Source organism: Micromonospora sp. NPDC005172, from assembly GCF_040608555.1.
GTDB lineage: Bacteria > Actinomycetota > Actinomycetes > Mycobacteriales > Micromonosporaceae > Micromonospora.
The window spans coordinates 58540-83191 of the sequence record NZ_JBEXIL010000019.1; the positions used below are offsets into that span (position 1 = coordinate 58540).

Below are 24652 nucleotides of genomic sequence, written 5' to 3' on the forward strand. Positions count from 1 at the left end.
GCCGTCCTCCCCAGCGGTCAGCCCAGCGCCTGCTCCAGATCGGCGAGCAGGTCGTCGACCGTCTCGATGCCGACAGACAGTCGCACGAGATCGCCGGGAACTTCAAGCGGCGAGCCGGCAGCACTTGCGTGTGTCATCCGACCCGGGTGTTCGATAAGCGACTCGACACCGCCCAGCGACTCGGCGAGCACGAAGAGCTTGGCCCGGTTGCAGATCTCCACGGCGTGCTCCTCACCTCCCGAGGCACGGAACGAGATCATGCCGCCGAAACGGCGCATCTGCTTGGCCGCCACCTCGTGACCAGGGTGCGAAGGCAGCCCGGGATAGATCACCTCGGACACCTTGGCGTGCCCGTCGAGGTACGCGGCGAGGCGCTCGGCGTTGTCGCAGTGCCGGTCCATGCGTACCCCGAGGGTCTTGATGCCGCGCAGGGTGAGCCAGGCGTCGAACGGGCCGTTGATCGCGCCCATCGCGTTCTGGTGGTACCGCAGTTCCTCGCCGAGCGCCGCGTCGGCGACGACGAGCGCGCCCCCGACCACGTCGGAGTGGCCGCCGACGTACTTGGTGGTGGAGTGCACCACCACGTCCGCGCCGAAGGCGATCGGCTGCTGGAGGTACGGCGAGGCGAAGGTGTTGTCGACCACGAGCAGCGCACCGGCGTCGTGCGCCACAGCGGCCAGGACCGCGAGGTCGGCGATGCCGAGCAGCGGGTTCGTCGGCGTCTCCACCCAGATGATCTTCGTCCGACCGGGCTGCACGGCAGCCCGGACCGCTGCCGCGTCGGAGACCTTGGCCGGCGTGAACTCCAGACCCCAGCGCTGGGCCACGCGGGCGAAGAGTCGATAGGTGCCGCCGTACGCATCGTCCGGGATGATCACGTGGTCGCCCGGCTGGCAGACCGCCCGCAGCAGGGTGTCCTCCGCGGCCAGACCACTGGCGAAGGCGAGACCCACCGGCCCGCCCTCCAACGCGGCCAGGCACTCCTGGAGGGCATCGCGGGTCGGGTTGCCGGAGCGGCTGTACTCGTAGCCGAGCCGGGGCGCGCCGACGGCGTCCTGGGCGTACGTGCTGGTCTGGTAGATCGGCGGGATCACCGCGCCGGTGCGGGCCTCAGGGTCCTGACCGGCGTGAATGGCGAGCGTCTCGAAGCCGTGACTCATTCTGGTGAGGCTAGTGCCCCGTCGCGGCGGCCTGGAACGGAACCCGTGCTCCGGGCGGGGGCCGGACCGATCGGTCCGACCCCCGCGCTCCGGTTCGGGGTCGTCGAGGGCTCTCAGCCGGCCGGGACGGGCAGGACGTGCAGGGTGACCGGGTGGGCGCCGGTCCAGTCGTAGGAGACCGCGTAGAGCCGGGCGCCGTTCGGCGCCCAGGCCAGCGCGCCGGAGCTGAGGTCGTCGCCCAGCTCGAAGTGGGCCACCTCGGTGCCGGCCGTGGTGAAGACGAACACGTCCGGGTCGTAGGAGGCGTCGGCACCGCCGGCGACCCGGGTGCCGTCGCGCGAGACCTCGACAGCATTGGGGTACGCACCGGTGGGGTAGGTCGCCGAGGGCGTGGTGATGTCCGCGAACGGGAACGCCTGCACCTCGTACGGGGCGCCGGACGCGGTGAACACGGTGGCGCCGGTCGGGTCGAGGGCGATGTCGCGCAGGTTGCTGCCGATCGCCATGAACTCGTTGGTGCCCGGCGCGCTCAGCACGCCCCCCGCGCCGATGGTGTACGTGTAGACCGAGGCGGGGCTCAGACCCGGCTGCCCGGCCAGCAGCACCGAACGGTTCTGGCTGGCGGCGGTCAGCAGCGGAGCACCGTAGAAGCCGCTGCCGGTGTCCAGGCCGGTGGTCACGCGAGCCGGCTGGCGGCCCAGGTCGATCCGGCCGATGTTGCCGTCCCAACCGCCACAGCCGTACCCGAACCACAGGTAGCGCCCGGTCAACGCCAGCGACGACGGGCACGCGCCCGCGCCGGTGTCGTACCGGGCCGACTCGACGAGCGTGCCGGTGTCGAAGGCGGCGATGGCATTGGCGGTGGGCAGCGCCACGTAGAGGGTCTGCCGGTCACCGCTGAGCACCAGGTCGGACGGACCGGGCAGGCCGGACAGGGTGCCGACGACCGCGCCCGTCGCGCTGGCCACCACGACGTCGGTCGACGAGGGGCCACCGCTGACGAAGACCCGATCACCAGCCGAGACCACGTCGGACACCGCCGGCAGCGACAGCGGGGTGGCCGTCGGCGTGGCGGCGGCCTGAGCGGGGCCCGGGAGACCGGCGGTGAGCAGCCCGGCGGCGGCCAGTGTCGCCAGCGCCAGGGTCGTGCCTCTCTTGATGTACACGTGCGTTCCCCCCATGTTTTGATCCAGACGCGTCAATGAGTACCACAGTCGATGCGTGCGTGGGGGGCACGTTCCGGCAGATCGGGGCTATAGCCTGGCGCGATGAACGGGTGCGTGTTCTGCGGGATCGTGGCGGGTGAGGTTCCGGCGTTCCGGGTCGCCGACGAGCCGGACGGGGTGGCGTTCCTGGACACCCGTCCGGTCTTCGCGGGGCACGTACTGGTGGTGCCGAGGACGCACCTGGTCACCCTTGCCGAACTGCCGGCCGACCTGCTGCCCGGCTACTTCGCGCTGGTCCAGCGACTGGCGGTGGCGGTAGAGGCCGGTCTGGGTGCCGGTGGGACGTTCGTGGCGATGAACAACAGGGTGTCCCAGTCCGTTCCGCACCTGCACACCCACGTGGTCCCCCGCACCAAGGGTGACGGGCTGCGGGGCTTCTTCTGGCCGCGCACTCGGTACACCGACGACACCGAGGCACAGACCTACGCCGACCGGGTCGCCGCCGCCCTCGGCAGCGGGGCCTGAGTCACAGCGGCGCGGGTAAGGAAGCACGACTCACCGGTGTTACACGCTGGCAGAGGCATGAGAGGAGTCCCACCGTGTTCCTGCGCCGTATGAACGCCGAGATGATTTCGCCCGAGCAGGCCCTGCCGGGCCGGCCGATCGCGATGCCGGTCGCCGACCGCCACGAGGTGCTGGGCACCCCGCTGAAGGGCCCGTTCCCGGAGGGCCTTCAGGTCGCCGTCTTCGGCATGGGCTGTTTCTGGGGCGCCGAGCGGCTGTTCTGGACGCTGCCCGGCGTGTACACGACCTCCGCCGGCTACGCGGGCGGCTTCACCACCAACCCGACGTACGAGGAGACGTGTTCCGGCCGGACCGGGCACGCCGAGGTCGTCCAGGTGGTGTACGACCCCAGCAAGATCACGTACGAGGACCTGCTGAAGGTCTTCTGGGAGAACCACGACCCGACCCAGGGCATGCGCCAGGGCAACGACGTGGGCAGCCAGTACCGGTCGGCGATCTACACGACCACCGACGAGCAGCGGGCGATCGCGGAGTCGTCCCGGGACGCCTTCCAGCCGATCGTGACCCGGGCCGGCAAGGGTGAGATCACCACCGAGATCGCCCCGCTCGGCAGCTATTTCCTCGCCGAGGACTATCACCAGCAGTACCTGGCACCGACCAAGAACCCGAACGGGTACTGCAACCACGGCCCGAACGGGCTGAGCTGCCCGGTCGGCGTGGCCCGTACCGCAGGCTGACCCCGTCCACCTGCTGGAGCGCGATGCCCGGCCGCCGACATGGCGGCCGGGCATTCCCGTTCGGCCCTGTGATCGAAATCCGTTGCCGAGCCCGCGGGTACTGGATAGCGTGGCAGTACACGTGAAAGGAGGTGGTCCAGACTTGTATAGCAATCGGACTCGTGAGGTGGCTGTCCGCTAGCCGCTGTCCTCGACAGTGAACCGTCCGCCGCGAGGCGGGCAACCAGTACGACCGTCGAGACCGTGTGGCAGCGGTACGGCGAATCCACGACAGCCACCCGACCCCCGGGGTGCCGGCATAGTCCAGCCGGCCCACGCGACAGCGTGGAGCGCCCCGGGGGTCGCTTCATATCCGCGGGAGATCAGCGTGTCGATGCGCGAGCTGGTGATTCTCGGGACGGCCAGCCAGACGCCCACCCGGCAGCGCAACCACAACGGTTACGTGCTGCGCTGGGACGACGAGGTGATCCTCTTCGACCCCGGCGAGGGCAGTCAGCGCCAACTCCTGCACACCACGGTCACCGCCACCGACCTGACCCGGATCTGTGTGACGCACTTCCACGGCGACCACTGCCTCGGCCTGCCCGGCACCATCCAGCGACTCTCGCTGGACCGGGTGTCACGTCCGGTCGCCGTGCACTTCCCCGCAGGCGGCGCCGAGTACTTCGCCCGACTGCGGCACGCCACCTCCTTCTACGAGACCGCGGAGCTGGCGGTCACCCCGATCGAGACCGACGGCCAACGGATCGCCTTGAGCTGCGGCACGCTGGAGGCCCGCCGGCTGCGACATCCCGTCGAGACGTACGGCTATCGGCTCGTAGAGCCGGACGGCTGCCGGATGCTGCCGGAGAAGCTGGCCGCGTACGGCATCGCCGGTCCGGCCGTCGGGGAGCTGATCCGCGTCGGGCACCTGGACCTCGACGGGCGTCGCGTCACCCGGGACGAGGTGAGCGTGCCCCGACCGGGGCAGCGGTTCGCCTTCGTGATGGACACCGGCCTCTGCGACGGCGTGTACGCCCTGGCCGAGCACGCCGACCTGCTGGTCATCGAGTCGACGTTCCTGGAGTCGGAGGCCGCGTTGGCCGCCGAGGTCGGCCACCTGACGGCGGCGCAGGCCGCGCGGGTGGCGACCGAATCGGGGGTACGAACGCTGGTGCTGACGCACTTCTCGCAGCGCTACCCCGACCCGCGCCGGTTCTTCGACGAGGCCCGCGCGCACTTCGACGGTGATCTGGTCGTCGCCGAGGATCTGACCACCGTGCAGGTCCCGCCGCGCCGGGTAGCCTCGGCCGGGTGACCGTCACGCTCCGCCCCGCCAGCGATCAGGACCTGATGGGGGTCGGTGCCCTGCACCAGCGCTCCCGGGTCGCCGCGTACTCGTCGTTCCTGCCGGCCGAGGCGCTGGCCGAGCCGACCGGTGAGGCGATGGGGCGGTACTGGGCCGAGCGGTGGCGTTGGGAGCGCGACGACCACCGGCTGACCGTGGCCGAGCGGGCAGGGACGCTGGTGGGCTTCAGCTACCTGGGTCCGGACGACGAGGACGACCCCGCCACCGGGCTGCTCAACGCGATCCACCTTGACCCACGCGAGCAGGGCCGGGGCATCGGTCGCGCGCTGATGGTGGACGCCCTGGACGACATGCGTGCCCGGGGTTGGCGTCACGCGGCGCTCTGGGTGCTGCGGGAGAATGCCCACGCCCGCTCGTTCTACGAGCGCGGCGGCTGGACGTCGACGGGCACGGAACGCGAGGAGCACATCGGCGCGGCCCTCACGCCTCAACTCCGCTACACCCGCCCTCTCTGAGGGCGGCGCCGCGGTAGCAGACCGACCGCTCTGAGCACGGCGCGACGGCACCCGTCCCACCGCGCCCCACCCAGGCCCGCCCACCCAGGCCCGCCCACCCTCACCCGGGCCGACCCTCACCCGGGCCCGCCCACCCCACCCGGGCCCTTTGCTCTGCTTCAACGGAGGCAACAGTGACGGGGCGTCTTTGTTGCCTGGGTTGAAGCAGAGCAAAGGACGAGGACGAGGTGGTGCCGTGCCCACCCGCAGGTGGGCACCCGGTGACGCGCGGTGGGGGTAGAAGCAGCTAGTGGGCGCCGAGGTGGGACAGGAGGTCCTGGCGCGTCAGGACGCCCTTGGGCTTGCCGTCGACCAGGACCAGGGCGGCGTCGGACTTCTCCAGCAGGCCCACGGCCTCGCTGACCGGCTGGCCGCCACCGATCATCGGCAACGGCTCGCCCATGTGCCGCTCGATGGTGTCGTGCAGGTGGGCCTGGCCGGTGAACAGCGCGTCGAGCAGGTCCCGTTCGGCGATCGAGCCGGCGACCTCGCCGGTCACGACCGGCGGCTCGGCCTTGAGCACCGGCAACTGCGAGACGCCGTACTCACGCATGTAGTCGATCGCGTCGCGGACCGTCTCGGTCGGGTGCACGTGCACCAGTTCCGGCAGCCCGCCCGGCTTGCTGGCCAGCGCGTCGGCCACCGTCGGCTCGGCGCCGGAGTTGTCGAGGAAGCCGTACCGGGCCATCCACGAGTCGTTGAAGATCTTCGAGAGGTAGCCCCGCCCACCATCGGGCAGCAGGACCACCACGACGTCGTCCGGGCCGGCCTTGCGCGCGACCTCCAGGGCGGCCACCACGGCCATCCCGCAGGAGCCGCCGACCAGCAGCCCCTCCTCGCGGGCCAGCCGCCGGGTCATCTCGAACGACGCCTTGTCGGACACCTCGACGATCTCGTCGGCGACACTGCGGTCGTAGGTCTCCGGCCAGAAGTCCTCGCCGACACCCTCCACCAGGTACGGCCGACCGGTGCCGCCGGAGTAGACCGAACCCTCCGGGTCGGCCCCGACGATGCGAACCCGACCCTCGGACGCCTCCTTGAGATAGCGGCCGATGCCGGAGATCGTGCCGCCGGTGCCGACGCCCGTCACGAAGTGGGTGAGCCCGCCCTCGGTCTGCTTCCACAGCTCCGGGCCGGTCGTCTCGTAGTGCGAGCGCGGGTTCGCCGGGTTGCTGTACTGGTTGGGCTTCCACGCGCCGGGGATCTCGCGGGTCAGCCGGTCGGAGACGTTGTAGTAGGAGCGCGGGTCCTCCGGGGCGACCGCAGTCGGGCAGACCACCACCTCGGCGCCGTACGCCCGCAGCACGTCCTGCTTGTCCTGACTGACCTTGTCGGGGCAGACGAACACGCACCGGTAACCCTTGAGCTGTGCCACCAGGGCCAGCCCGACGCCGGTGTTGCCGCTGGTCGGCTCGACGATGGTCCCGCCCGGCTTGAGCAGACCGGCGGCCTCGGCGTCCTCGACCATCCGCAGGGCGATCCGGTCCTTGACCGAGCCACCCGGGTTGACGTACTCGACCTTGGCGAGCACGGTGGCCTGGATGCCCTCGGTGACGTTGCGCAGGCGTACCAGCGGGGTGTTGCCGATCATGTCGACGACATTGTCGTAGTACTGCACGGTGTGCCCTTCGTTGCGGCGCCGGCGACGGCGGCCGGGCAGACGTATCCTCGCCGCCCAGCGTACGTGTCGTCAGTGCACCAGACCCCCGGGGATGACCGAGCTGCGCCGGGCCTCCCACTCCAGGAAGCGGTCGGTCTCGGAGAGCACGCTGCCCGCCAGCCAGGTGACCATGACGGCGTCGTCGGCCAGCCCGAAGATCGCCAGCGGGATCTCCGGCAGGAAGTCGATGGGCGAGACGATGTACGCCGTGGCCGCCGTCATCAGGGCCAGCCGGAGCCCACCGTCGTACTGCCCCCTGGTGGTGGCCCGGATCATCCGGGGCAGCGCCGCCAGCCGGGTGCCCAGCGACGGCCCGCCGCGTGCCCCCGCCGCCAGCGCCCGCGCCAGGGCCGCGAACGCCGCGCTGCGCTTCAGTGTCTTCCCCATCGTCGCGCTCCTCTCCGCCGGATCAGCGTGGCGGGTCGGCGCAAGTCCGCCGGCCTCCACCGGACAGGTACCCCGTCGCGTCGGTTTCCAGGCACCCGCGAGCCGTGACGACGACAGCGGTGTGTCGGGCCGGCGCGATAATGTCGGCATATGGGGGTGGCTGGTTCTGTCGTACCCGTTGGTCCGCGCTGGCGGCAGGCCTGGCGGATCGCCCGGCTGGCGGCGATCGGCACGGGCGCCACGGCGGCGGCCGCGATGGCGACCGGCGGGGTGCTGCTCGGCCAGGCCCGCCAGGCCCGTCGCACCATTCCGATGGCCGAGGCGCCACCACCGCGCTGCGACGGGCTGTACGGCGCGAAGTTCCCCGGCCCCGCGCTCACCATGGTCGTGCTCGGCGACTCGTCGGCGGCCGGCTACGGGGTGCACCGTCGCCGGGAGACACCCGGAGCGCTGCTCGCCACCGGCCTGTCCCGGCGGCTGCACCGCCCGGTGCTGCTGCACCGGTTCGCGGTGGTCGGTGCCATCTCCGCGGCCCTGCGGCACCAGGTGGAGGCGGCGCTGGAATGCGCCCCGGACATCGCGGTGATCCTGATCGGCGGCAATGACATCACCAACCGCACCCCGCGCGGCCTGGCCGTGCGCTACCTGGTCGAGGCGGTCCGCTCGCTGCGCGACGCCGGCTGCGAGGTGGTCGTCGGCACCTGCCCCGACCTCGGCGCGATCCGACCCATCCAGCCGCCGCTGCGCTGGCTGGCGCACCGGTGGAGTCGCCAGCTCGCCGCCGCCCAGACGGTGGCCGTGGTCGAGGCGGGCGGCTGGACGGTGTCCCTGGGCGACCTGCTCGGCCCACGGTTCGCGGCCGAGCCGCTGCGGATGTTCGCCTGGGACCGGTTCCACCCCTCCGCTGAGGGGTACGCGATGGCCGCCGCCGCCCTGCTGCCGACGATGTTGTCCGCGCTCGGCGCGGGGCAGGAACGACGGGTCGCACCGGCGCGGGGCGAGGGCGTACGGTCGCTGCCAGAGGCCGCGCAGGAGGCGGCCCGGCACGCCGGCACCGAGGTCAGCGGCACCCAGGTCCGGGGCCGCGACCGGGGTCCGGCCGGCCGGTGGGCGCAGCTGCGTCGCCGGGCGTTCTTCGGTGTGCACGCGGTGCCGCAGCCAGGCCCCGCGGACACCTCGACAGTGGAGGGACTGGCATGAACCAGCGCAGCGAGCGGGACGTGACAGCCGGCCTCCCCGGCCGCCTGGGTCGGGCGGCGGCGCTCTCGCTGCTGGCCGGCACTGTTGGCAGCGCCGCCGTCCTTGCGGGCGAGGCGTTCGTCGCGCGCCACCGGCGCTACGCCCAGCCGGAACTGGGGCTTGCGCTGCGCGCCACGATCGGCGGGGCCGATGCCGCACCGCTGCGCCTGGTGCTGCTCGGTGACTCGTCGGCACTGGGTGTGGGCGTCGACCGCCTCGACGACACCATCGGTGGGCAGTTGGCCAATCTCCTCGCCGAGGGTCCGTCCGGCCGGCGGGTGCACCTGTCCAGCGTCGGCGTCTCGGGGTCCCGCTCGACGGATCTGACCACCCAGGTCGCCCGGGCGCTGCTCGGCGAGCGGCCCGACGTGGCGCTGATCCTGATCGGCGCGAACGACGCCACCGGGCTGCGCCGGCCCGGTGACGCATCCGCCTATCTGGCCGCGGCGGTGCACCGGCTGCGGGAGGCACGCGTCGAGGTGGTGGTGGGCACCTGCCCCGACCTCGGGGCCGTACGCGCCATCGCGCCACCGCTGCGTCAACTCGTCGGCTGGTCCGGCCGGAGGATGGCCCGCGCGCAGACCACGGCGGTGCTGGAGGCGGGCGGGACGGTGGTCGACCTGGCCACCGAGACCGGGCCGGTGTTCCGGGCCGACGCGGGCACGCTGTGCCACGACGGCTTCCACCCGTCGGCCGACGGCTACCGGGTATGGGCGCACGCCCTGCTGCCGGCAGTCGTGGCCGCCGCGGCGGTCGCCTCCCGGCGGTGACGCACGCCCGGCGAGGGTGACATTTCCCGCCGTGCCCGCTTCTTCCGCGCCATGTTACCGGCGGGTTAACGTTGGCCCATGCCGATTGAGTCGTCCCGCGACGCTGTCATCGTCGCTACCGCCCGATCCCCCATCGGCCGGGCGCACAAGGGGTCCCTGCGCGATGTCCGCTCCGACGACCTCGCCGCGACCATCGTCCAGGCCGCCCTCGACAAGGTCCCCCAGCTCGACCCGACCACCATCGACGACATCTACCTCGGGTGCGGCCTGCCCGGCGGCGAGCAGGGCTTCAACATGGCCCGCGTGGTGGCCACGCTGCTCGGTCTGGACACCGTGCCGGGTGCCACGTTGACCCGCTACTGCGCGTCGTCGTTGCAGACCACGCGGATGGCCCTGCACGCGATCCGTGCCGGGGAGGGCGACGTGTTCGTCTCCGCCGGCGTCGAGATGGTCTCCCGGTACGCCCGGGGCAGCTCCGACGGCCTGCCACCGGAGGCTCAGGCGCTGGTCGGCGGCGGCTGGGAGAACCCCCGCTTCGCGTCCGCCGCCGAGCGCTCGAAGCGCCGCGCGCAGGGCGACGCCGAGGTGTGGACCGACCCGCGCGACGCCGGCGAACTGCCGGACATCTACCTGACCATGGGGCAGACCGCGGAGAACCTGGCCCAGGTGTACGACGTCACCCGCGCCGACATGGACGAGTTCGGCGTACGCAGTCAGAACCTCGCCGAGAAGGCCATCGCCGACGGCTTCTGGGCCCGGGAGATCACCCCGGTCACCACGCCGGACGGCACTCTGGTGAGCACCGACGACGGCCCCCGACCCGGCGTCACGCTCGACGCGGTCGCCGGCCTGAAGCCCGTGTTCCGCCCGGACGGCCGGATCACCGCGGGCAACTGCTGTCCGCTCAACGACGGCGCTGCCGCCGTCGTCGTCATGAGCGCCCAGCGGGCCGAGGAACTGGGTCTGACCCCGCTGGCCCGGATCGTCTCCACCGGCGTGACCGCGCTGTCGCCGGAGATCATGGGCCTCGGACCGGTCGAGGCGTCCCGGCAGGCGCTGCGTCGGGCCGGCATGACCATCGACGACGTCGACCTGGTCGAGATCAACGAGGCGTTCGCCGCCCAGGTCATCCCGTCCTACCGCCAGTTGGGCATCCCCGAGGAGAAGCTCAACGTCTCCGGCGGTGCGATCGCGGTCGGCCACCCGTTCGGCATGACCGGCGCCCGGATCACCGGCACCCTGCTCAACGCCCTCGAATGGCACGACAAGACGATCGGCCTGGAGACCATGTGCGTCGGCGGTGGCCAGGGCATGGCCATGGTGCTCGAACGGCTGAGCTGAGCCGGGTGCTCGAACGGCTGAGCTGAGCCGTAGTCGTCAGAGCGCGTTGCGGGTCGCCGTCACCTCGGCGGCGGCCCGCGCCAGCACCTCGGGGTCGGCCCCGGCGGCCAGCAGGTCCGCCGTCACCACCCGCACCTGGTCGGGCAGCGCCAGGTCGTTGTCCAGCCGCGGCACCGTCCGGCGCGGGATGCCCTCGGCGTCGGCGGCCAGGTTGGCGACCTCCTGCACCAGCCGGTGCACCAGGTCGGCGCGGGGCACGTTGCCGGTGGTCGCCGTCGCGGCCCAGCGTGGTTGTTCCCAGTGCCCGACCTGGCCGACCAGCAACCGCACGGCCTGCTCCAACTCCGCTACGCTCACCGCGCCGATTCTACGGTCGGGCGGCGGACGGCCGGTCAGCGGCGCAGGTAGCTGAGCAGTCGCAGCAGCTGCCAGTAGAGGAACACCAGACCGGTCACCAGGCCGAACGCGCTCAGCCACGCGAACCGGCGGGGTCGGCCGTCGCGCACCGACCGCTCGACCAGGTCGAAGTCGAGGATGAAGCTGAACGCGCCGGCGATGATCGCCACGACCGAGAACGCGTACGGCAGCCAGCCCACCTGGCCACTGACGCTGTAGACCGCCAGCCCCGGCCGACCGGTGACCAGGTAGGAGACGAGGTTGACCACGCTCAGCACCGCGATGCCGAGGAGCGTGCCGATCACCAGGCGGGCCAGCCGGGGCGTCGCGCGGATGACCCGGGCCCGGTACAGCGCGGCCATGCCGAGGAAGACGCCGAAGGTGCCGGCCACCGCCTGCACGACGATCCCCGGGTAGACCTGCTCGAAGGTGCGGCTGGCCACCCCGAGCAGCAGACCCTGGAGCAGCGCGTAGCCGACGATCGGCACCGGATTGGTGATCCCCCGTAGCGAGATGACCAGGACCAGCACGATCGAGGCGATGGCGGTGCCGGCCAGGGCCGCCCCCAGCCACACCGCGTCGGGCACCACCGCCCAGGACACCGCGGCGGCCGCGCCGGTGAGCAGGAGCAGTCCGACGGTACGCACCACCACGTCGTCGACGGTCATCGGCTCGACATCGCGGGAGCTGACCACCCGGGATTCCAACCGGCTGGTCTCCTCCAGTCGGTTGAGCACCGGGTTGTTGCTGCGCACCGTCGCCTCCTTCGCCCGCGTACCCCTGGCAGTCACTCTGCCAAGGGTGGCCCGGCGGTGGCGGCGAAACGGCGCGGACGACGGCGCCCGCCCCTGCGGGAAGCGGGAGCGGGCGCCGGTCAGCGGTGCGGACGAGGTCAGTCGTCGCCCTGGAAGTAGCTCAGCAGGCGCAGGATCTCGATGTAGAGCCAGACCAGGCTGACCAGGATGCCGAAGGCGGCGACCCAGGAGTAGCGCTGCGGCAGGCCCATCCGGACGCCGTCCTCGATCTCCTTGAAGCTGAGCACGAAGCTCAGCGAGGCGACCACGATGCAGACGAGGCTGAAGCCGATGGCCAGCGGGCTGCCGTCCCGCAGACCCGTGTTGACGCCGAACAGCGCCAGCACCAGGTTGATCAGCATGACGGCGGCGAGGCCGACGATGGCCGTCGACACGACCTTCACGAACATCGGGGTGGCTCGGATGATCTTCGCCTTGTAGATCATCGTCATCAGGAAGAAGATGCCGAAGCTCGCCACGGCGGCCTGGAGCACGATGCCGTCGTAGAAGGTCTCGAACGCCTTGCTGACCATGCCGACGAAGACACCCTCGACCACCGCGTACGCGATGACGAGCGCCGGGTTTGCCATCCGGGAGAACGAGATGATCAAGCCGAGGACCAGGCCGACGACTGCCGCGCCGATCCAGGCGGTACTGACCAGCGCGTCGGGCACGAGCACCCAGGCGGCCGCGGCGGTGACGCCGAGGATGCCGAGCAGGGTGACCGTCTTGACGACCACGTCGTCGACGGTCATCGGCGCCACGGCGGGCGGTGCGGCCGGGTAGCCGGCCTGGGACGGGTACTGCTGGGGAATGCCGGGCTGGCCGTACGGCCCAGCCGGGGCGTACCCGGCGGAGCGCTCCCGCTCAGCCGCCTGGCCGAGCCGGGCGAGCACCGGGTTCGAGGTCTTCACTGTCTGGCCTCCCTCAGGGGGTCGTTTGCACGTGAACGTGCACTCCAAGAGTAAACTGCCCGACCCACTCCTGGTGATCACGAATGGGAACGCGAGGCCGTGGGCGACCGGTGCCCGGGGCGGGGGTCGAACCCGCACGCCTTTCGGCAGCCGCTTTTAAGGCGGCCGTGTCTGCCGTTCCACCACCCGGGCGGGTGGCACCCGCGCGTCGACACGCACGATGCAGTGTCACCGTAGCCGGTCGGCGGCGACCCGGCGTACCCCGCCGGGCTGGCCACATTAGGGTCGATGCCGTGAGCAGCGCAGCCCCAACGGCCCCCGACGCCGGCCCTGACCAGGCCATCCGCCTCGCCGATCGCGTCGAGGGCACCACCCGGGCCGTACGGCTGCGCACCGGCGTGCGCCGCCACCGGACGGACCTTCTGGTCGCGCTGGTGTGGGTGGCGTTGGCCGGTTGGTTGACCCACGGGCTGTGGCCCGACCCGGGTGGACGCACGTTGGCGCTCAATCCCGAGGACCAGACGCTCTACGAATGGTTCCTGGCGGTCGACGCGAGAGCGCTGCTCGGTGACTTCCACCTGCTGACCGACCGGCTCAACGCCCCGGACGGCGTCAACCTGATGGCCAACACCACGATCATCGCGCTCGGCGTGCTCTGTGCGCCCGTCACCCTGCTGTTCGGCGCGCCCACCACCTTCGCGCTGCTCGCCGCCGCCAACCTGGCCGGCACCGCCCTCGCCTGGTACCTGCTGTTCCACCGGACGCTGCGCGTGCGCCGCCTCGCCGCCGCACTCGGCGGGAGCCTGTGCGGCTTCGGTCCCGGCATGGTCTCGCAGACCAACAGCCATCTGCACATGACGGCGCAGTGGCTGGTTCCGGTGATCGTCTGGTTGGTCGTACGGCTGCTGCGGGCGTCCGACCCCGGCCCCACCACGCTCGACGAGACCGGGCGCGCCCGTTCGGCCGGCCCCGACGGACGGCGGACGGTCAGCTCCGCCGTCGGGCTGGCGGCCGCCGTCACCGCGCAGGTGTTCATCGGCGAAGAGGTGCTCTTCCTCTGCGCCGTCACCCTGCTGGTGATGGCGGTCGGCTACGGCGCCGCGGACCGGGACCTCGCCCGACGGGCACTGCCCGGGTTCCTGGGCGGGCTGGCCATCGCCGCCGGCCTGGCGTTGCTGGTGCTCGGCTACCCGCTGTGGTTCCAGTTCGCCGGACCACAGGGTGTCGCCGACGGGATGTTCAGCCCGGCCTACTTCTCCGCCGACCTCAGTAGTTGGTGGGTGGTCTCCCCGCTGTCGATCGCCGGCAGCGACGAGGCCTCCCGCCTCACCACCGGCCCGGCCGAATACAACAGCTTCCTCGGCTGGCCCCTGCTGCTGGTCACCGCCGCCTGCGCGATCTGGGCCGAGCGACGCCGGATCGTGCTCCCGTGCGTGGTGGCGGCCCTCGTGATGGGCGCACTCTCGCTCGGCCCGGAGGTCGTGCTCGGCGGCACCCGCACCGCGCTGCCCGGCCCGTACGCCCTGCTGGCCGGCCTGCCGGTGGTGGACGGCGCCCTGCCGATGCGGTTCGGCCTGGCGCTGCTCCCGATCGTGGCGACGCTGCTGACCCTCGCCGTCGACCGGGCACTGAGCGGCACCGGGCGGGCACGCAGGCTGGTGCCGCTGGCCGTCGTCGCGGCCCTGCTGCCGATCTTCCCGACCCCGCTGCCCACCGCCGGCCGACCCGCCGTGCCGGAGTTCATCACCGGCGGGCACTGGCGGCAGTGCGTCGAGCCCGGTGGTGTGCTGGTCCCGGTGCCGCTGCCCACTCCCAAGGATCCGTGGCCGATGCGCTGGGCGGCCGTCGCCGACGCCGGCTTCGGCCTACCCGAGGGATTCTTCATCGGCCCGTACGGGCGGGGCGGCACCGCCGCCATGGGCACCTTCAAGCAGCCCACCTCGGCGCTGCTGGCCGACGTCGCCCGCCGCGGCGACCAGCCGGCCATCGGTGACGAGCAGCGCCGGCAGGCCGCGAAGGACGCGGACTTCTGGGGCGCGTCCTGCGTGGCGCTGGCCGACGACGCACCGCACGCGGCGAGCCTCAAGACCACCCTGGAGCAGCTCTACGGCCCCGCCACCAGGATCGCCGACGCGTGGACCTGGAAGGTCTGACCCACCCCCGGACAGCACGAAAGGACCCCTCCGGCAAGGAGAGGCCCTTTCGTCACATCTGTCAGACTCGTGGAGCCCCGACCGGCTGGGACGCCTCGACGAACTCCTCGCGGGGGTCGTGGAGCTGACCCAACGCGACGACCTCACGCTTGAGGAAGAACGCCAGCGACCAGTCCACCACCACACGGACCTTGCGGTTGAACGAGGGAATCCGGCTCATGTGGTATGTCCGGTGCATGAACCAGGCCGGCCAGCCGGTCATCTTGATGCCGTACACCTGGGCGACGCCCTTGTGCAGGCCGAGGCTGGCGACGCTGCCCACGTGCTTGTGCTTGTAGTCGACCGGCTCGCGACCCCGGATCACCGCGACGATGTTGTCGGCCATCCGCGCCGCCTGACGCACGGCGTGCTGCGCGCTCGGCGAGCAGAAGTTGCCCGGCTCCTTGGTCAGGTCCGGCACGGCCGCGCAGTCACCGGCGCTCCACGCGCCCTCGATGACCCGGTCACCGTCGACCACCTGGAGAGTGGGGATACAGGTGACCCGCCGGCGCTCGTCACGCGGGAAGTCCGTCGCGTCCAGCATCGGCGACGGCTTCACACCCGCCGTCCAGACGATCGTGTCGGACCGGAAGCTGTCCCCGTCGGAGAGCTTCACCACCCCGTCGACACAGGACTCCAGGCGGGTGTCCAGCCGGATGTCCATGTTGCGCTTCATGAGCTGCTGCACCGTGTAGGCGCCCATGTCCCGGTCGACCTCGGGCAGCACCCGCTGGGTCGCCTCGACGAGCACCCAGCGCATGTCCTCCGGCTTCAGCTCCGGGTAGTAGCGCAGGGCGTCGCGGGCCATGTCCTCCATCTCGGCGAGCGCCTCGATGCCCGCGTACCCGCCGCCGACGAACGTGAAGGTCAACGCCGAGCGGCGGACCTCCGCATCCGGGGTCACGGCCGCAACGTCCAGCCGGTCCAGCACGTGGTTGCGGAGGTAGATCGCCTCACCGATGGTCTTGAACCCGATGCCCTGTTCGTGCAGGCCCGGAATCGGCAGCGTCCGGGACACCGAACCCGGCGCGACGATCACGTGGTCGTACGCGATCTCCCGGGCCGGGCCGACGATCGGCTGCACGGTCGCCACCTTGCGGTCGTGCTCGACGCGCGTCACGGTCCCCGCCACCACCGTGCACCGGCGCAGCTCGCGGCGCAGCGGCACCACGGCATGCCGCGGGGAGATGTTCCCCGCCGCGGCCTCGGGGAGGAACGGCTGATAGGTCATGTGGGGCTGGGGGTCCACGACGATGACCTCAGCCTCACGGGAGCTGAGCTTCTTCGACAGGCGCAGGGCGGCGTAGAGACCGACGTGCCCAGCACCCACCACAAGGATCCGCTTCGGATTCACGTCATCTATCTTTCCCCGCCCTGCTCAGGTAATCCCGCTCGCGCCCCCCATCTGTGACGGAACACAACCCCTGTGACCTGCGTAACCCTGTTGCATCACTGGTTCACCTACGCCGCAGCAGCCAACCCAGCAACGCGGCGACACCCACCGCCACCAGCAGCCCCAGCACCGTCACCCACTGGTGCCCGACCTCCCCGCCCAGGCCCGCCATCCGCAGCAGCAGCACCCCCAACACGGCCGTACCCAGCAGCACCGCTCCCACCCGCAGCAACCACCGGGTGATCAGCTCCGGATCCACCACCCCGTCGTACGGCAGCAGCGCCGCCAGCGCGCACAGGGAGTGCCCCAGGTACAACAGCGCGGCGACGGCGAGCAGCCGCCACAACGCCACCGGTCGGCCGTACCCGTCGGTGGCGAGCAACCAGCCGCCAGCCATCACCAGCGCCGCGAAGGTGGGCCACAACCGCCGCGGACCCGCCGCGGGCAGCAGCGCGGCCACCGCCAGGAAGAGCAGCGGTCGACCGGTCAACACCTCGCCGGGGAACGCCAGCGCGAACCCGACAAGCGTCGTGACGAAGATCGCGGCCCGCACCAGCAGCGGGACGGCGCTGATCCGGGCCACGGCGTCCTGAGCAGCTCGCACCCGCTCCGTGATCGCGCTCACTGTGGTCCTGTCGTTCGCGACTGCGGGGCTCGCAAACCCGGCTCACTCCTCGCGCTCACCGGCCACCGACTCTCGGGGCCGTCGCCAGTCGCGCCACGTCCCGCAGCACCTCGTCGAGGCTGCCCGCGCCGGCCCAGCGCACGACTGGTACGCCGTGCTCACGGAGCTGCCCGATCATCGTTTCCCGGTCCAGTCGCCAGAGGCGGTACGCCACCTCGGCCCAACCCCGGTCCTTCGGCGGCGTCAGGTCGGCCGGCAACGTGTCGACCGCCACCACGAACCGGCCGGCGCGGGCCAGCCGCGCCAGCATCTGCGCCGAACGCTCGTCCAGCAGCGGGGTGAGGACGACCACCAGCGCGTCCGAGGACAGCAACTGTGGGCCGAAGACCTGGTCGTACGGCTCGTGCTGGGCCGCTTCGGCGCGTACGTCGAGCAGCCATTCCAGCACCGTCAGGTACTGCCGACGGCCGGCGGCGGGGCGTAGCCGGCGGGCTCCCGGCCCGTACTCCAGCAGCGACACCCGGTCGCCCCGATGCAGGTAGTGCTCGGCGATCGCGGCGGTGGCCCGCACGGTGGTGTCCAGCACGGACGCGGCACCGTCCACACCACCGGAACGGCCCGCCTCGGCGAGCACGTCGAGCAACACCACCACCTCCGCGTCGCGGTCGGACAGGGTGGCCGCCACGTGCAACTGCCGGGCCCGCAGGGACACCCGCCAGTCGACGCGGCGGAGCCGGTCGCCCGGGGCGAAGACCCGCACTCCGGCCAGTTCACCGCCCTCTCCGGGACGTCGGGAGTGGTGCGCGCCCACCAGACCGGCGGCGCGGGGCATCGCCTCCACCGCCTCGAACGGCTCGGTACGCGGGTAGACCCGCACCCCGACCGGTTCGGTGATCACCGCTCGGGACACCAGCAGCCCGCCCGCCGCGGCGACCCGAGCCCCGGCCGGTCCGACGGGGTGCCGACCCCAGCGCAGAGCCCGCCCGGCCAGTTCCAGATCCACCGCCGCCGAAGCGGGCACCGACGTCACGAACGGTCGATCGGCGACCGAGCGTCCCCTGCCGGCGGCCGACGGGGTCTCGGCGGGCGGCGGTGCGTCGGTGGGTTCGGCGCTGGCGAAGCCGGCACGGGCGATCCGCAGCCACGGCGAGACCCGTGACCGCACCACCACGAGGTCGTAGTCGACCGTGTCCGGGTTGCCGACACTCACCGCGGCCGACACCTCGCCGCCCTCGACCAGCGGGCCGTCCTCCGCGGTGGTGATCCAGACCTGCGGCAGCGCGGTGGGCCGGCGACGCAGCGCGTACGCGGTGCCCAGCGCGAACGGCGCGGCCAGCACGACGAGGTCGACGCGTCCCAGCAGCACCCCCGCCACCAGCAACAAACCGGTGAGCAGCACGGCGCGACCGAGCGCAGGGGTGGGCGCCCAGCCGGCGGTCGACTCCGGCTCGGTGGATCGCGGCGCGGACGCGGTCGGGCCGGACATCAGTGCCGGAGCCCGCCGGCGGCGTAGCTGGGCAGCGCGCCACTGGCCGGGGCGGGCGTCGCCTCCAGCACCTCACCGACCACGAACGCCGGGTCGACGCGACGTAGCCACATCTCGGGGCGCAGGGTGATCCGGTGGGCGAGCGCGGGCGCGGCGACCGCCTTGACGTCCTCCGGCACCACGTAGTCCCGGCCGTCGAACACGGCGCGTACCCGGGACAGCAGCAGCAACGCCAACGAACCACGCGGCGATGCACCGACCAGCACCGACGGGTGTTCCCGGGTGGCCGCGGTGAGCGCCACGATGTAGCGGCCGATCGAGTCCTCCACCACCACGTCCTCCAGGGCGGCCTGCATCGCCCGCAGGGTGGCGGCGTCCACCACCGGTTTGATGTCCGCCTCCTCGCGGCGGCGGCTCATCCGACGGCGCAGCACCTCCCACTCCTCCTCCTGCAGCGGGTAGCCGAAGGAGACCCGCAGCAGGAACCGGTCGAGCTGCGCCTCGGGCAGCGGGTAGGTGCCCTCGTACTCGATGGGGTTCGCGGTCGCCAGCACGTGGAAGGGTTCGTCCAGCTTGTACGTCACGCCCTCGACCGAGACCTGCTTCTCCTGCATGGCCTCGAGCAGCGCGGACTGGGTCTTCGGCGGCGTCCGGTTGATCTCGTCGGCGAGGAGCAGGTTGGTGAAGACGGGCCCCGCCCGGAAGGTGAAGTCGCCGCTGCGCTGGTCGTAGAGGAACGAGCCGGTGACGTCGGCGGGGAGCAGGTCCGGGGTGAACTGGAGACGGCGGAAGTCCAGCCCGAGCGCCTGCGCGAACGAGCGCGCGGTGAGCGTCTTGCCCAGGCCGGGCAGATCCTCCAAGAGCACGTGCCCACCGGCCAGGATTCCGGCGAGGACCAACTCCAACGCGTCGCGCTTGCCGACCACGACGGTGCCGACGGCGTCCAGGACGGCCCGGGCCAGGCGGCCGACCTCGGCGGCGGGCATGCTCCGGTCCACGTCGTTCATCAGATCTTCTCCAGTTCGGCGACGATCACCGCGAGATCGCGCGGCGACGGGGGGCGTCGGGGCGGGGTTTCCAGGAACGTCCACAGCCGGTCGCCCAGCAGGGCGCGAGCGCGGACCGGGTCCGACTCACGGGTCACGGAGTGCTTCAGGCGAAGCCGCTCGTCGGCCAGTTCCGCGAGCCGGGGCAGGATGACCTCGGTGAAACGTTCGGGTCGGGTCGTGGACCAGTCCAGCGGCAGTTCCCAGCCGTTGATCGCGGCGCGCAGCGCATCCCGGGCACCCCAGTTCCAGGAGCCGTCGTCGTGCTGGGCGAGCGAAGGGCGGGACCTCGCCGCCGGCGTCGGTGCCAGCGCGGCGGCGACCCGGCGCACCCCGGACACGGCGAACACCCCGGCGATGAGGATCGCCAGCGAGACCTGCAGGCCGACCGCCCGGAGACCGACGACGAGCACGGCGACCAGGGCCGCGTTGCCGGCCAGGGCCCGGAACACGCGTCCGAACCGGCCGCCCTTGGCCCGTTCGTCGTGCCGTGGCCCCTCCTCCTCGAAGGTGAGCAGGTCGTCGATGCTGGCGCTGCCGCTCATGCCGGCACCTCGGGAGCACCCGTCGTCACGATGGCGAGTTCGCCGCGCAGCCGCCGCAGCGCGGCACGGGCGTCGTCGCGGGTGCCCTCGCCGACCTCACGTGTGGCGTAGCGGGCCTCGCGGTAGACGTGTGCGAACTCGGCCAGCACGTCGGCGCTGACGATCGCCGGCACCCCGGCCGACTCGTCGCCCCGCAGCAATCGCGTGACCAGGTCGGTCGGTGTGTCGCCGGGACGCCGGGACACACCTGCCGCAGCGGCCGCCTCCTCCAGGCGTACCCAGCAGGCGATCACCGCGACACGGGGGTCGGTGGCCTGGTCGTCCAGCTCGACGAGGCCGGCGTCCAGGGCGGCGACCACCTCGCGGGCGGTGCCCTCGGCCGTACGCCGGGCCCGCTGCGCCGGCAGGGCCCGCGAGGTACGGCGCAGCGCGCCACGGAGCAGGATCCAGGTGAGGTAGCCCAGCACCGCGAGGATGGCCAGCCCGAGCAGGGCCATCGCCACGGTGGCGATCCACTGCGGGATGTGCGCCTGGGTGGCTTCGCCGGCGTCCCTCGGCTCGACCGGGATCGACGGGGACGGCACGTCGGTCGGGTATTCCGGCACCCAGGGCACGTTCTCGGCAGCGGGCGGAATCCGGCTGGCGCCGATCGACGAGTGGGCGGACGCCAGCGCGGCCGCCGCGAGCAGCGCCGCCACCGCGCCCACCGGCCACCAGCGGCGCAGCAGGCCGAGCACCGGGCGGACCACACCCGGTCCGGCGGGTGGCGACGGCGCGGGCGGGCGTGTTCCGTTCGTCATCGCCACCACCCCACGCGTTCTCAGTCCACTTCGGCCAGTTGCTTGGCCCGGCCGAAGACGTCGTCCAACATCCCCGGTGTCAGCCGGCCGGTGAAGGTGTTCTGCTGGCTGACGTGGTAGCAACCGAGCAAGTCCGGCACAGCCGCGCCGGACCAGTGTGCCCCATGGCCGAACGCGGGTCGCGGGCTGGGCGGGCGCTGCTCGTACACCTGGCGCAGCACCGGCCACCACGCGGCCCAGGCGAACGCGCCCAGCGCGACCACGACGCGCAGGGTGGGTCGGATCAGCGTGACCTCGCGGTGCAGCCAGGGAGCGCAGGTGTCCCGTTCCTCCGGGGTGGGCTTGTTGTCCGGTGGCGCGCAGCGGACCGCCGAGAAGATCCGGGTGTCACGCAGGGCGAGGCCGTCGTCGGCGGCGACGCTTGTCGGCTGATTGGCCAACCCGGCCCGGTACAGGGCCGCGAAGAGGACGTCGCCCGAGCGGTCGCCGGTGAAGATCCGGCCGGTGCGGTTGCCGCCGTGCGCGGCGGGCGCGAGCCCGAGGATGGCGATCCGCGCGTCGCCGGGGCCGAAGCCGGGCACCGGCCGGCCCCAGTACTCCTGGTCGCGGAAGGCGGCCCGCCGGACGCGGGCCACCTCCTCCCGCCACCGGACGAGGCGGGGACAGGCGAAACAGCCACTGACCGCCGCGTCGAGGTCGGCCAGGTCGGTCGCCCGCGCGGCGCGGGCGACGACCTGATCGGGGGTACGCGACTCAGCCAAGTTTGGCCCGGAACAGTTCCAGGGTGCGCGCCCAGGCGCTGGCGGCGGCACGCTGGTCGAACGCCTCGGGCCGGTCGTCGTCGAAGAACGCGTGCGAGGTGCCCGGGTAGTCGTAGAGCTGGCAGGTGCCGCCGGCCTCCTCGATGGCCCGGCGTACGGCCTGCACACCCTCGTCGGTCGAGGTGCCGTCCTCTTCGGAGCAGTGGATGACCGCCGCCTTGCCGGCGTAGTCGACCCGGTCGGTGGGCATCGACCCACCGGACAGCACGGGATAGAACCCGGCGGTGGCCACGATCCGCTCGGAGAGGGACGCCGACCTGAGGGCCAGGCTGCCACCGGCGCCGAACCCGACCGCGCCGACCTTCCCGGTGACCTCCGGGCGCCCGGCGAGGTAGTCGGCCGCGTCGGCGATGTCCTTCGCCGCCTCGTCCAGGCGCGTCGCCAGCAGGCGCTGCGCCTCGGCGGGCTCGTCGGTCGCCGTACCGTGCCGGACGTCCGGGGCGAGAGCGACGAAGCCGGCCTCGGCGAACCGGTCCGCGACCGACCGGATGTGCGGGACCAGGCCCCACGACTCCTGCAGGACGATGACGGCGGGGCTGGCCGTGCCGCTCGCGGGTATCGCGAGATACCCCTCGCTCGTACCCCCGTTGCTGCGGTAACTCACCATTTCGCCCATCGGCCGTCCTCCTAGCGGTCAGTCATCGTTGGCTGGTCGCCCAGTGGTCCTACGTGCCGGTAGCCTGCCACGCCGTGACCCCGGCCGGGAAGACGTCGGAACAGTGGCATTCACCTCCTGTTCGCCGCATGGTGACCGCGGGTACGCCGACGGCGGCGGGGAAGATTCCCCCGCCGCCGTCATCGGTGCCTCAGGCGTGTGGTCAGGCCTTCTTGGTCAGGCAGAGGACGTAGCCCTTCTTGCCGGACTCGATGCTGTAGAAGACGTACCCCTCCTCGCCTTCCTTGAAGAAATCGTTGCAGGCGGTGTCGGCCTTGGCCTGGGCCTCGGTCTGCCCGTCGACCCGACCGACCACGTTGTACGCCGCGTCGGTGGAGGTGCACTTGACGACCTTGGCGCCGTCGACCTCCTCCTCCTTGTCACCCTTGATCTCGGGCAGTTCGGCGATGCAGTCGCCGGCCTTCGCGTCGGCGGTGTCGTCCTTGTTCACGAAGTTGCCGATGGCCGTGCCCAGGCCGAACTTCAGACCTGCGATGACGAGGAAGATGACGATCGCGCCGATGATGCCGAGCGCCTTCTTGGCACCGGACTTACCCTCCGGCTCGGCCGGCGGCGGCGTCTCTGCGGCCGGCTGGGCCGGCGTCTCGGCGGCCGGCTCAGCCGGCGCTGCGTCGGACGCGGGGGGCGGTGCGACCTGCTCTGACACGGGGGTTCCTTCCGAGGGATGGATGAGCAGACGACACCGTAACGATCATTGATTTCTGGTGCCGTCCCGCTCACCTCGTCCGTTCAGCTATTTCCCAGCATCGTGTGCATGATCTGGTTCACATCGCCCATCAGCTCGTCGGGGTCGGAGTCGGCTCGTCACTCGGCGTCGCGCTCGGACTCGCCGGAGTCGCCGTCGGCGTCGCCACGGTCGGTGACTCGCTTGCCGACGGCGTGCTGGTCGGCACCGCTGGCGCCCCGGGCATGTCCGGACCCCGGGGCGGCCCGAAGGGCGCCCGGTCGGGGCAGTACGGGTACGGCCGCAACAGCGGGTTGTTGTACGCCTCGGCGGGGTCGAGACAGTCCGGGTAGCCGAGTCGGATGGGGTTGCCGTTCTCGTCGAACAGGCGCGCGTTCTCCACCAGCCGACCGTCGCTGTCGTAGACGAAGACGTCCCGGATCCGGTCGTACGGGTTGTCGACCGAGGTCGGGTTGTAGCCGTAGTCGCCGTACCGCATCCGGTCCTCCGCCTGCACGAGGGCGGAGAGCGCGAAGACGACCAGCACCGCGCTGCCGACCTGCACCGCCGAGCGCGGCCAGCGGGCGAGTTGCGCCGAACGGCGACCGAGCCAGATCGAGGCGAGCACGAACCCGATCAGCATGATCAGCCCGGCGAGCAACTCCCCACCGAACCGGGGCAGCACACCGAAGCTGCCGCCGGTGCTGATCGCGGTGAGCAGCATGGCCGCCAGGTAGCCGCGCAGCACCCACCAGCCGGGGCGCAGCAGGCGGAGGAAGTCACTCGCCGTCGCGTACCCCAGAGGTGGGCCGAGCCGGGAGTCGATCGCACGCAGCCGGCCGCGGACCCGGATTACGGCGGTGGCGACCCGGTGGTCCAGGTTGCGACCGCCGCCGACACCGACGCCGGCAGCGGCGCGCAGCTCGGCGGCGTACGTCTCCGGCTCGCCCAGTCGCTCGACGAGGGTGCCCTCACTCTCGGCGGCGACCTCGGTGAGGTGGTCGGCGAGGTCCTCGGTCAGCTCGGTGCGCCGGTCGGGCGGCACGTCGGCCAGGGCGGCCCGGACCCGTGCCACATAGTCGGTGATCTCCTGCTCCGTGACGGTCATGCCGCCAGCCCCCGATCGTCGAGCAGCGTGTCCATGGTGGTGGCGAACGAGCGCCAGAGCTTGCCGGAGCGGGTCAACTGGTCACGCCCGGCGGCGTTGAGCGAGTAGTACTTGCGGTGCGGGCCGGTCTCGCTCGGCACCACGTACGTGGTGAGCAGGCCGGCGGCGAAGAGGCGGCGCAGCGTGCCGTAGACCGAGGCGTCGCCGATCTCCTCCAGGCCGGCTTCGCGGAGCCGGCGCAGGATGTCGTAGCCGTAACCGTCCTCCTCCCGGAGGACCGCCAGGACGGCCAGATCGAGCACGCCCTTCAACAACTGTGTGGTGTCCACGCATCGCACACTACTGTGCAATGCGAAGTAGCGTCA

At 72.1% G+C, this 24652-nt stretch carries 26 protein-coding genes and 1 tRNA gene; 8 read left to right on the forward strand and 19 right to left on the reverse strand.

The genetic code is table 11. From position 1 onward, the window contains the following. Positions 1-17: 17 nt before the first annotated feature. Positions 18-1160, reverse strand: coding sequence for a cystathionine gamma-synthase (locus ABZV06_RS15800; protein WP_355621993.1), 1143 nt, complete (start codon positions 1158-1160; stop codon positions 18-20). 113 nt (positions 1161-1273) lie between these two features. Beyond that, positions 1274-2326, reverse strand: a complete 1053-nt coding sequence (locus tag ABZV06_RS15805; RefSeq protein ID WP_355621996.1) for a hypothetical protein — start codon at positions 2324-2326, stop codon at positions 1274-1276. Between the two features lie 102 nt (positions 2327-2428). Between ABZV06_RS15805 and ABZV06_RS15810 the strand changes: the two genes are divergently transcribed. From ABZV06_RS15810 to ABZV06_RS15825, 4 genes are all read left to right on the forward strand, one after another. Continuing rightward, positions 2429-2851 carry an HIT family protein gene (locus ABZV06_RS15810; protein ID WP_355239591.1) on the forward strand — a complete coding sequence of 141 codons (423 nt, stop codon included), beginning with the start codon at positions 2429-2431 and terminating at the stop codon, positions 2849-2851. Positions 2852-2925: 74 nt separating this feature from the next. Continuing rightward, positions 2926-3588 (forward strand): peptide-methionine (S)-S-oxide reductase MsrA, encoded by a 663-nt coding sequence (gene msrA, locus ABZV06_RS15815; RefSeq protein WP_355621999.1) that lies wholly within the window; start codon positions 2926-2928, stop codon positions 3586-3588. A gap of 367 nt (positions 3589-3955) precedes the next feature. Further along, a complete protein-coding gene (locus tag ABZV06_RS15820) occupies positions 3956-4885 on the forward strand; it encodes a ribonuclease Z (RefSeq protein ID WP_355622002.1) in 930 nt (309 codons plus the stop codon). After that, on the forward strand, positions 4882-5391 hold the full coding sequence (locus ABZV06_RS15825) for a GNAT family N-acetyltransferase (RefSeq protein WP_355239582.1): 510 nt from the start codon (positions 4882-4884) through the stop codon (positions 5389-5391). The genes ABZV06_RS15820 and ABZV06_RS15825 overlap by 4 nt, the downstream gene beginning before the upstream one ends. Before the next feature lie 286 nt (positions 5392-5677). Here ABZV06_RS15825 and ABZV06_RS15830 read toward each other — a convergent pair whose 3' ends face one another. Then, a complete protein-coding gene (locus ABZV06_RS15830; RefSeq protein ID WP_355239580.1) occupies positions 5678-7048 on the reverse strand; it encodes a cystathionine beta-synthase in 1371 nt (456 codons plus the stop codon). Between the two features lie 72 nt (positions 7049-7120). Beyond that, a complete protein-coding gene (locus ABZV06_RS15835; RefSeq protein ID WP_355622005.1) occupies positions 7121-7477 on the reverse strand; it encodes a YkvA family protein in 357 nt (118 codons plus the stop codon). Between the two features lie 150 nt (positions 7478-7627). On the opposite strand from ABZV06_RS15835, the gene ABZV06_RS15840 reads away from it, so the two are divergent. The 3 genes from ABZV06_RS15840 (at position 7628) to ABZV06_RS15850 (ending at position 10827) form a co-directional block, all read left to right on the forward strand. Next, positions 7628-8677: an SGNH/GDSL hydrolase family protein gene (locus ABZV06_RS15840; RefSeq protein ID WP_355239575.1), complete on the forward strand. Its 1050-nt coding sequence runs from the start codon at positions 7628-7630 to the stop codon at positions 8675-8677. After that, positions 8674-9486 (forward strand): SGNH/GDSL hydrolase family protein, encoded by an 813-nt coding sequence (locus ABZV06_RS15845; RefSeq protein ID WP_355622008.1) that lies wholly within the window; start codon positions 8674-8676, stop codon positions 9484-9486. Before ABZV06_RS15840 ends, ABZV06_RS15845 begins: the two co-directional genes overlap by 4 nt. A 78-nt stretch (positions 9487-9564) precedes the next feature. Beyond that, positions 9565-10827 (forward strand): acetyl-CoA C-acetyltransferase, encoded by a 1263-nt coding sequence (locus ABZV06_RS15850; RefSeq protein WP_355239570.1) that lies wholly within the window; start codon positions 9565-9567, stop codon positions 10825-10827. Between the two features lie 36 nt (positions 10828-10863). Here the strand turns inward: ABZV06_RS15850 and ABZV06_RS15855 are convergent, their stop codons facing one another. From ABZV06_RS15855 to ABZV06_RS15870, 4 genes are all read right to left on the reverse strand, one after another. Continuing rightward, positions 10864-11184, reverse strand: coding sequence for a hypothetical protein (locus ABZV06_RS15855; RefSeq protein ID WP_355239568.1), 321 nt, complete (start codon positions 11182-11184; stop codon positions 10864-10866). A 35-nt stretch (positions 11185-11219) separates the two neighbouring features. Beyond that, positions 11220-11978 carry a Bax inhibitor-1/YccA family protein gene (locus ABZV06_RS15860; protein ID WP_355622011.1) on the reverse strand — a complete coding sequence of 253 codons (759 nt, stop codon included), beginning with the start codon at positions 11976-11978 and terminating at the stop codon, positions 11220-11222. A 137-nt stretch (positions 11979-12115) separates the two neighbouring features. Beyond that, on the reverse strand, positions 12116-12931 hold the full coding sequence (locus ABZV06_RS15865) for a Bax inhibitor-1/YccA family protein (RefSeq protein ID WP_355239563.1): 816 nt from the start codon (positions 12929-12931) through the stop codon (positions 12116-12118). A gap of 111 nt (positions 12932-13042) precedes the next feature. Continuing rightward, positions 13043-13123, reverse strand: a tRNA-Leu gene (locus ABZV06_RS15870). Positions 13124-13224: 101 nt separating this feature from the next. Here ABZV06_RS15870 and ABZV06_RS15875 point away from each other — a divergent pair. After that, entirely contained in the window at positions 13225-15084 is a 1860-nt protein-coding gene (locus ABZV06_RS15875; protein ID WP_355622014.1) for a hypothetical protein, read from the forward strand. 61 nt (positions 15085-15145) lie between these two features. On the opposite strand, the gene ABZV06_RS15880 is transcribed toward ABZV06_RS15875, so the two are convergent. From ABZV06_RS15880 to ABZV06_RS15930, 11 genes are all read right to left on the reverse strand, one after another. Next, positions 15146-16477, reverse strand: a complete 1332-nt coding sequence (locus tag ABZV06_RS15880; protein WP_355622017.1) for an NAD(P)/FAD-dependent oxidoreductase — start codon at positions 16475-16477, stop codon at positions 15146-15148. A 103-nt stretch (positions 16478-16580) separates the two neighbouring features. Then, positions 16581-17141, reverse strand: coding sequence for a hypothetical protein (locus ABZV06_RS15885; protein WP_355239546.1), 561 nt, complete (start codon positions 17139-17141; stop codon positions 16581-16583). 55 nt (positions 17142-17196) lie between these two features. Beyond that, entirely contained in the window at positions 17197-18627 is a 1431-nt protein-coding gene (locus tag ABZV06_RS15890; RefSeq protein WP_355239543.1) for a DUF58 domain-containing protein, read from the reverse strand. Further along, the gene (locus ABZV06_RS15895) at positions 18627-19634 is read right to left on the reverse strand and encodes a MoxR family ATPase (protein WP_355239540.1); all 1008 of its coding nucleotides are present in this window, start codon (positions 19632-19634) and stop codon (positions 18627-18629) included. Before ABZV06_RS15895 ends, ABZV06_RS15890 begins: the two co-directional genes overlap by 1 nt. Further along, positions 19634-20218 carry a hypothetical protein gene (locus ABZV06_RS15900; protein ID WP_355239537.1) on the reverse strand — a complete coding sequence of 195 codons (585 nt, stop codon included), beginning with the start codon at positions 20216-20218 and terminating at the stop codon, positions 19634-19636. Before ABZV06_RS15900 ends, ABZV06_RS15895 begins: the two co-directional genes overlap by 1 nt. Next, complete coding sequence (locus ABZV06_RS15905) at positions 20215-21018, reverse strand: DUF4129 domain-containing protein (RefSeq protein ID WP_355622020.1); 804 nt, start codon at positions 21016-21018, stop codon at positions 20215-20217. The genes ABZV06_RS15900 and ABZV06_RS15905 overlap by 4 nt, the downstream gene beginning before the upstream one ends. A gap of 20 nt (positions 21019-21038) precedes the next feature. Next, positions 21039-21779, reverse strand: coding sequence for a uracil-DNA glycosylase (locus tag ABZV06_RS15910; RefSeq protein ID WP_355622023.1), 741 nt, complete (start codon positions 21777-21779; stop codon positions 21039-21041). Further along, positions 21772-22455 (reverse strand): dienelactone hydrolase family protein, encoded by a 684-nt coding sequence (locus tag ABZV06_RS15915; protein WP_355622026.1) that lies wholly within the window; start codon positions 22453-22455, stop codon positions 21772-21774. The genes ABZV06_RS15910 and ABZV06_RS15915 overlap by 8 nt, the downstream gene beginning before the upstream one ends. A 202-nt stretch (positions 22456-22657) precedes the next feature. After that, positions 22658-23161, reverse strand: a complete 504-nt coding sequence (locus ABZV06_RS15920) for a hypothetical protein (protein WP_355239526.1) — start codon at positions 23159-23161, stop codon at positions 22658-22660. Positions 23162-23291: 130 nt separating this feature from the next. Then, a complete protein-coding gene (locus ABZV06_RS15925) occupies positions 23292-24287 on the reverse strand; it encodes a hypothetical protein (RefSeq protein WP_355622028.1) in 996 nt (331 codons plus the stop codon). Further along, complete coding sequence (locus ABZV06_RS15930) at positions 24284-24616, reverse strand: PadR family transcriptional regulator (protein WP_007455685.1); 333 nt, start codon at positions 24614-24616, stop codon at positions 24284-24286. Before ABZV06_RS15930 ends, ABZV06_RS15925 begins: the two co-directional genes overlap by 4 nt. Positions 24617-24652: the final 36 nt, after the last annotated feature.

Excerpts from the sequence above, each read along its gene's own strand:
- ABZV06_RS15800 (WP_355621993.1), bottom strand. The coding sequence starts at position 1,160 with ATGAGTCACGGCTTCGAGACGCTCGCCATTCACGCCGGTCAGGACCCT.
- ABZV06_RS15810 (WP_355239591.1), top strand. The coding sequence starts at position 2,429 with ATGAACGGGTGCGTGTTCTGCGGGATCGTGGCGGGTGAGGTTCCGGCG.
- ABZV06_RS15835 (WP_355622005.1), bottom strand. The coding sequence starts at position 7,477 with ATGGGGAAGACACTGAAGCGCAGCGCGGCGTTCGCGGCCCTGGCGCGG.
- ABZV06_RS15840 (WP_355239575.1), top strand. The coding sequence starts at position 7,628 with ATGGGGGTGGCTGGTTCTGTCGTACCCGTTGGTCCGCGCTGGCGGCAG.
- ABZV06_RS15845 (WP_355622008.1), top strand. The coding sequence starts at position 8,674 with ATGAACCAGCGCAGCGAGCGGGACGTGACAGCCGGCCTCCCCGGCCGC.
- ABZV06_RS15850 (WP_355239570.1), top strand. The coding sequence starts at position 9,565 with ATGCCGATTGAGTCGTCCCGCGACGCTGTCATCGTCGCTACCGCCCGA.
- ABZV06_RS15890 (WP_355239543.1), bottom strand. The coding sequence starts at position 18,627 with ATGTCCGGCCCGACCGCGTCCGCGCCGCGATCCACCGAGCCGGAGTCG.
- ABZV06_RS15895 (WP_355239540.1), bottom strand. The coding sequence starts at position 19,634 with ATGAACGACGTGGACCGGAGCATGCCCGCCGCCGAGGTCGGCCGCCTG.
- ABZV06_RS15900 (WP_355239537.1), bottom strand. The coding sequence starts at position 20,218 with ATGAGCGGCAGCGCCAGCATCGACGACCTGCTCACCTTCGAGGAGGAG.
- ABZV06_RS15905 (WP_355622020.1), bottom strand. The coding sequence starts at position 21,018 with ATGACGAACGGAACACGCCCGCCCGCGCCGTCGCCACCCGCCGGACCG.
- ABZV06_RS15915 (WP_355622026.1), bottom strand. The coding sequence starts at position 22,455 with ATGGGCGAAATGGTGAGTTACCGCAGCAACGGGGGTACGAGCGAGGGG.
- ABZV06_RS15925 (WP_355622028.1), bottom strand. The coding sequence starts at position 24,287 with ATGACCGTCACGGAGCAGGAGATCACCGACTATGTGGCACGGGTCCGG.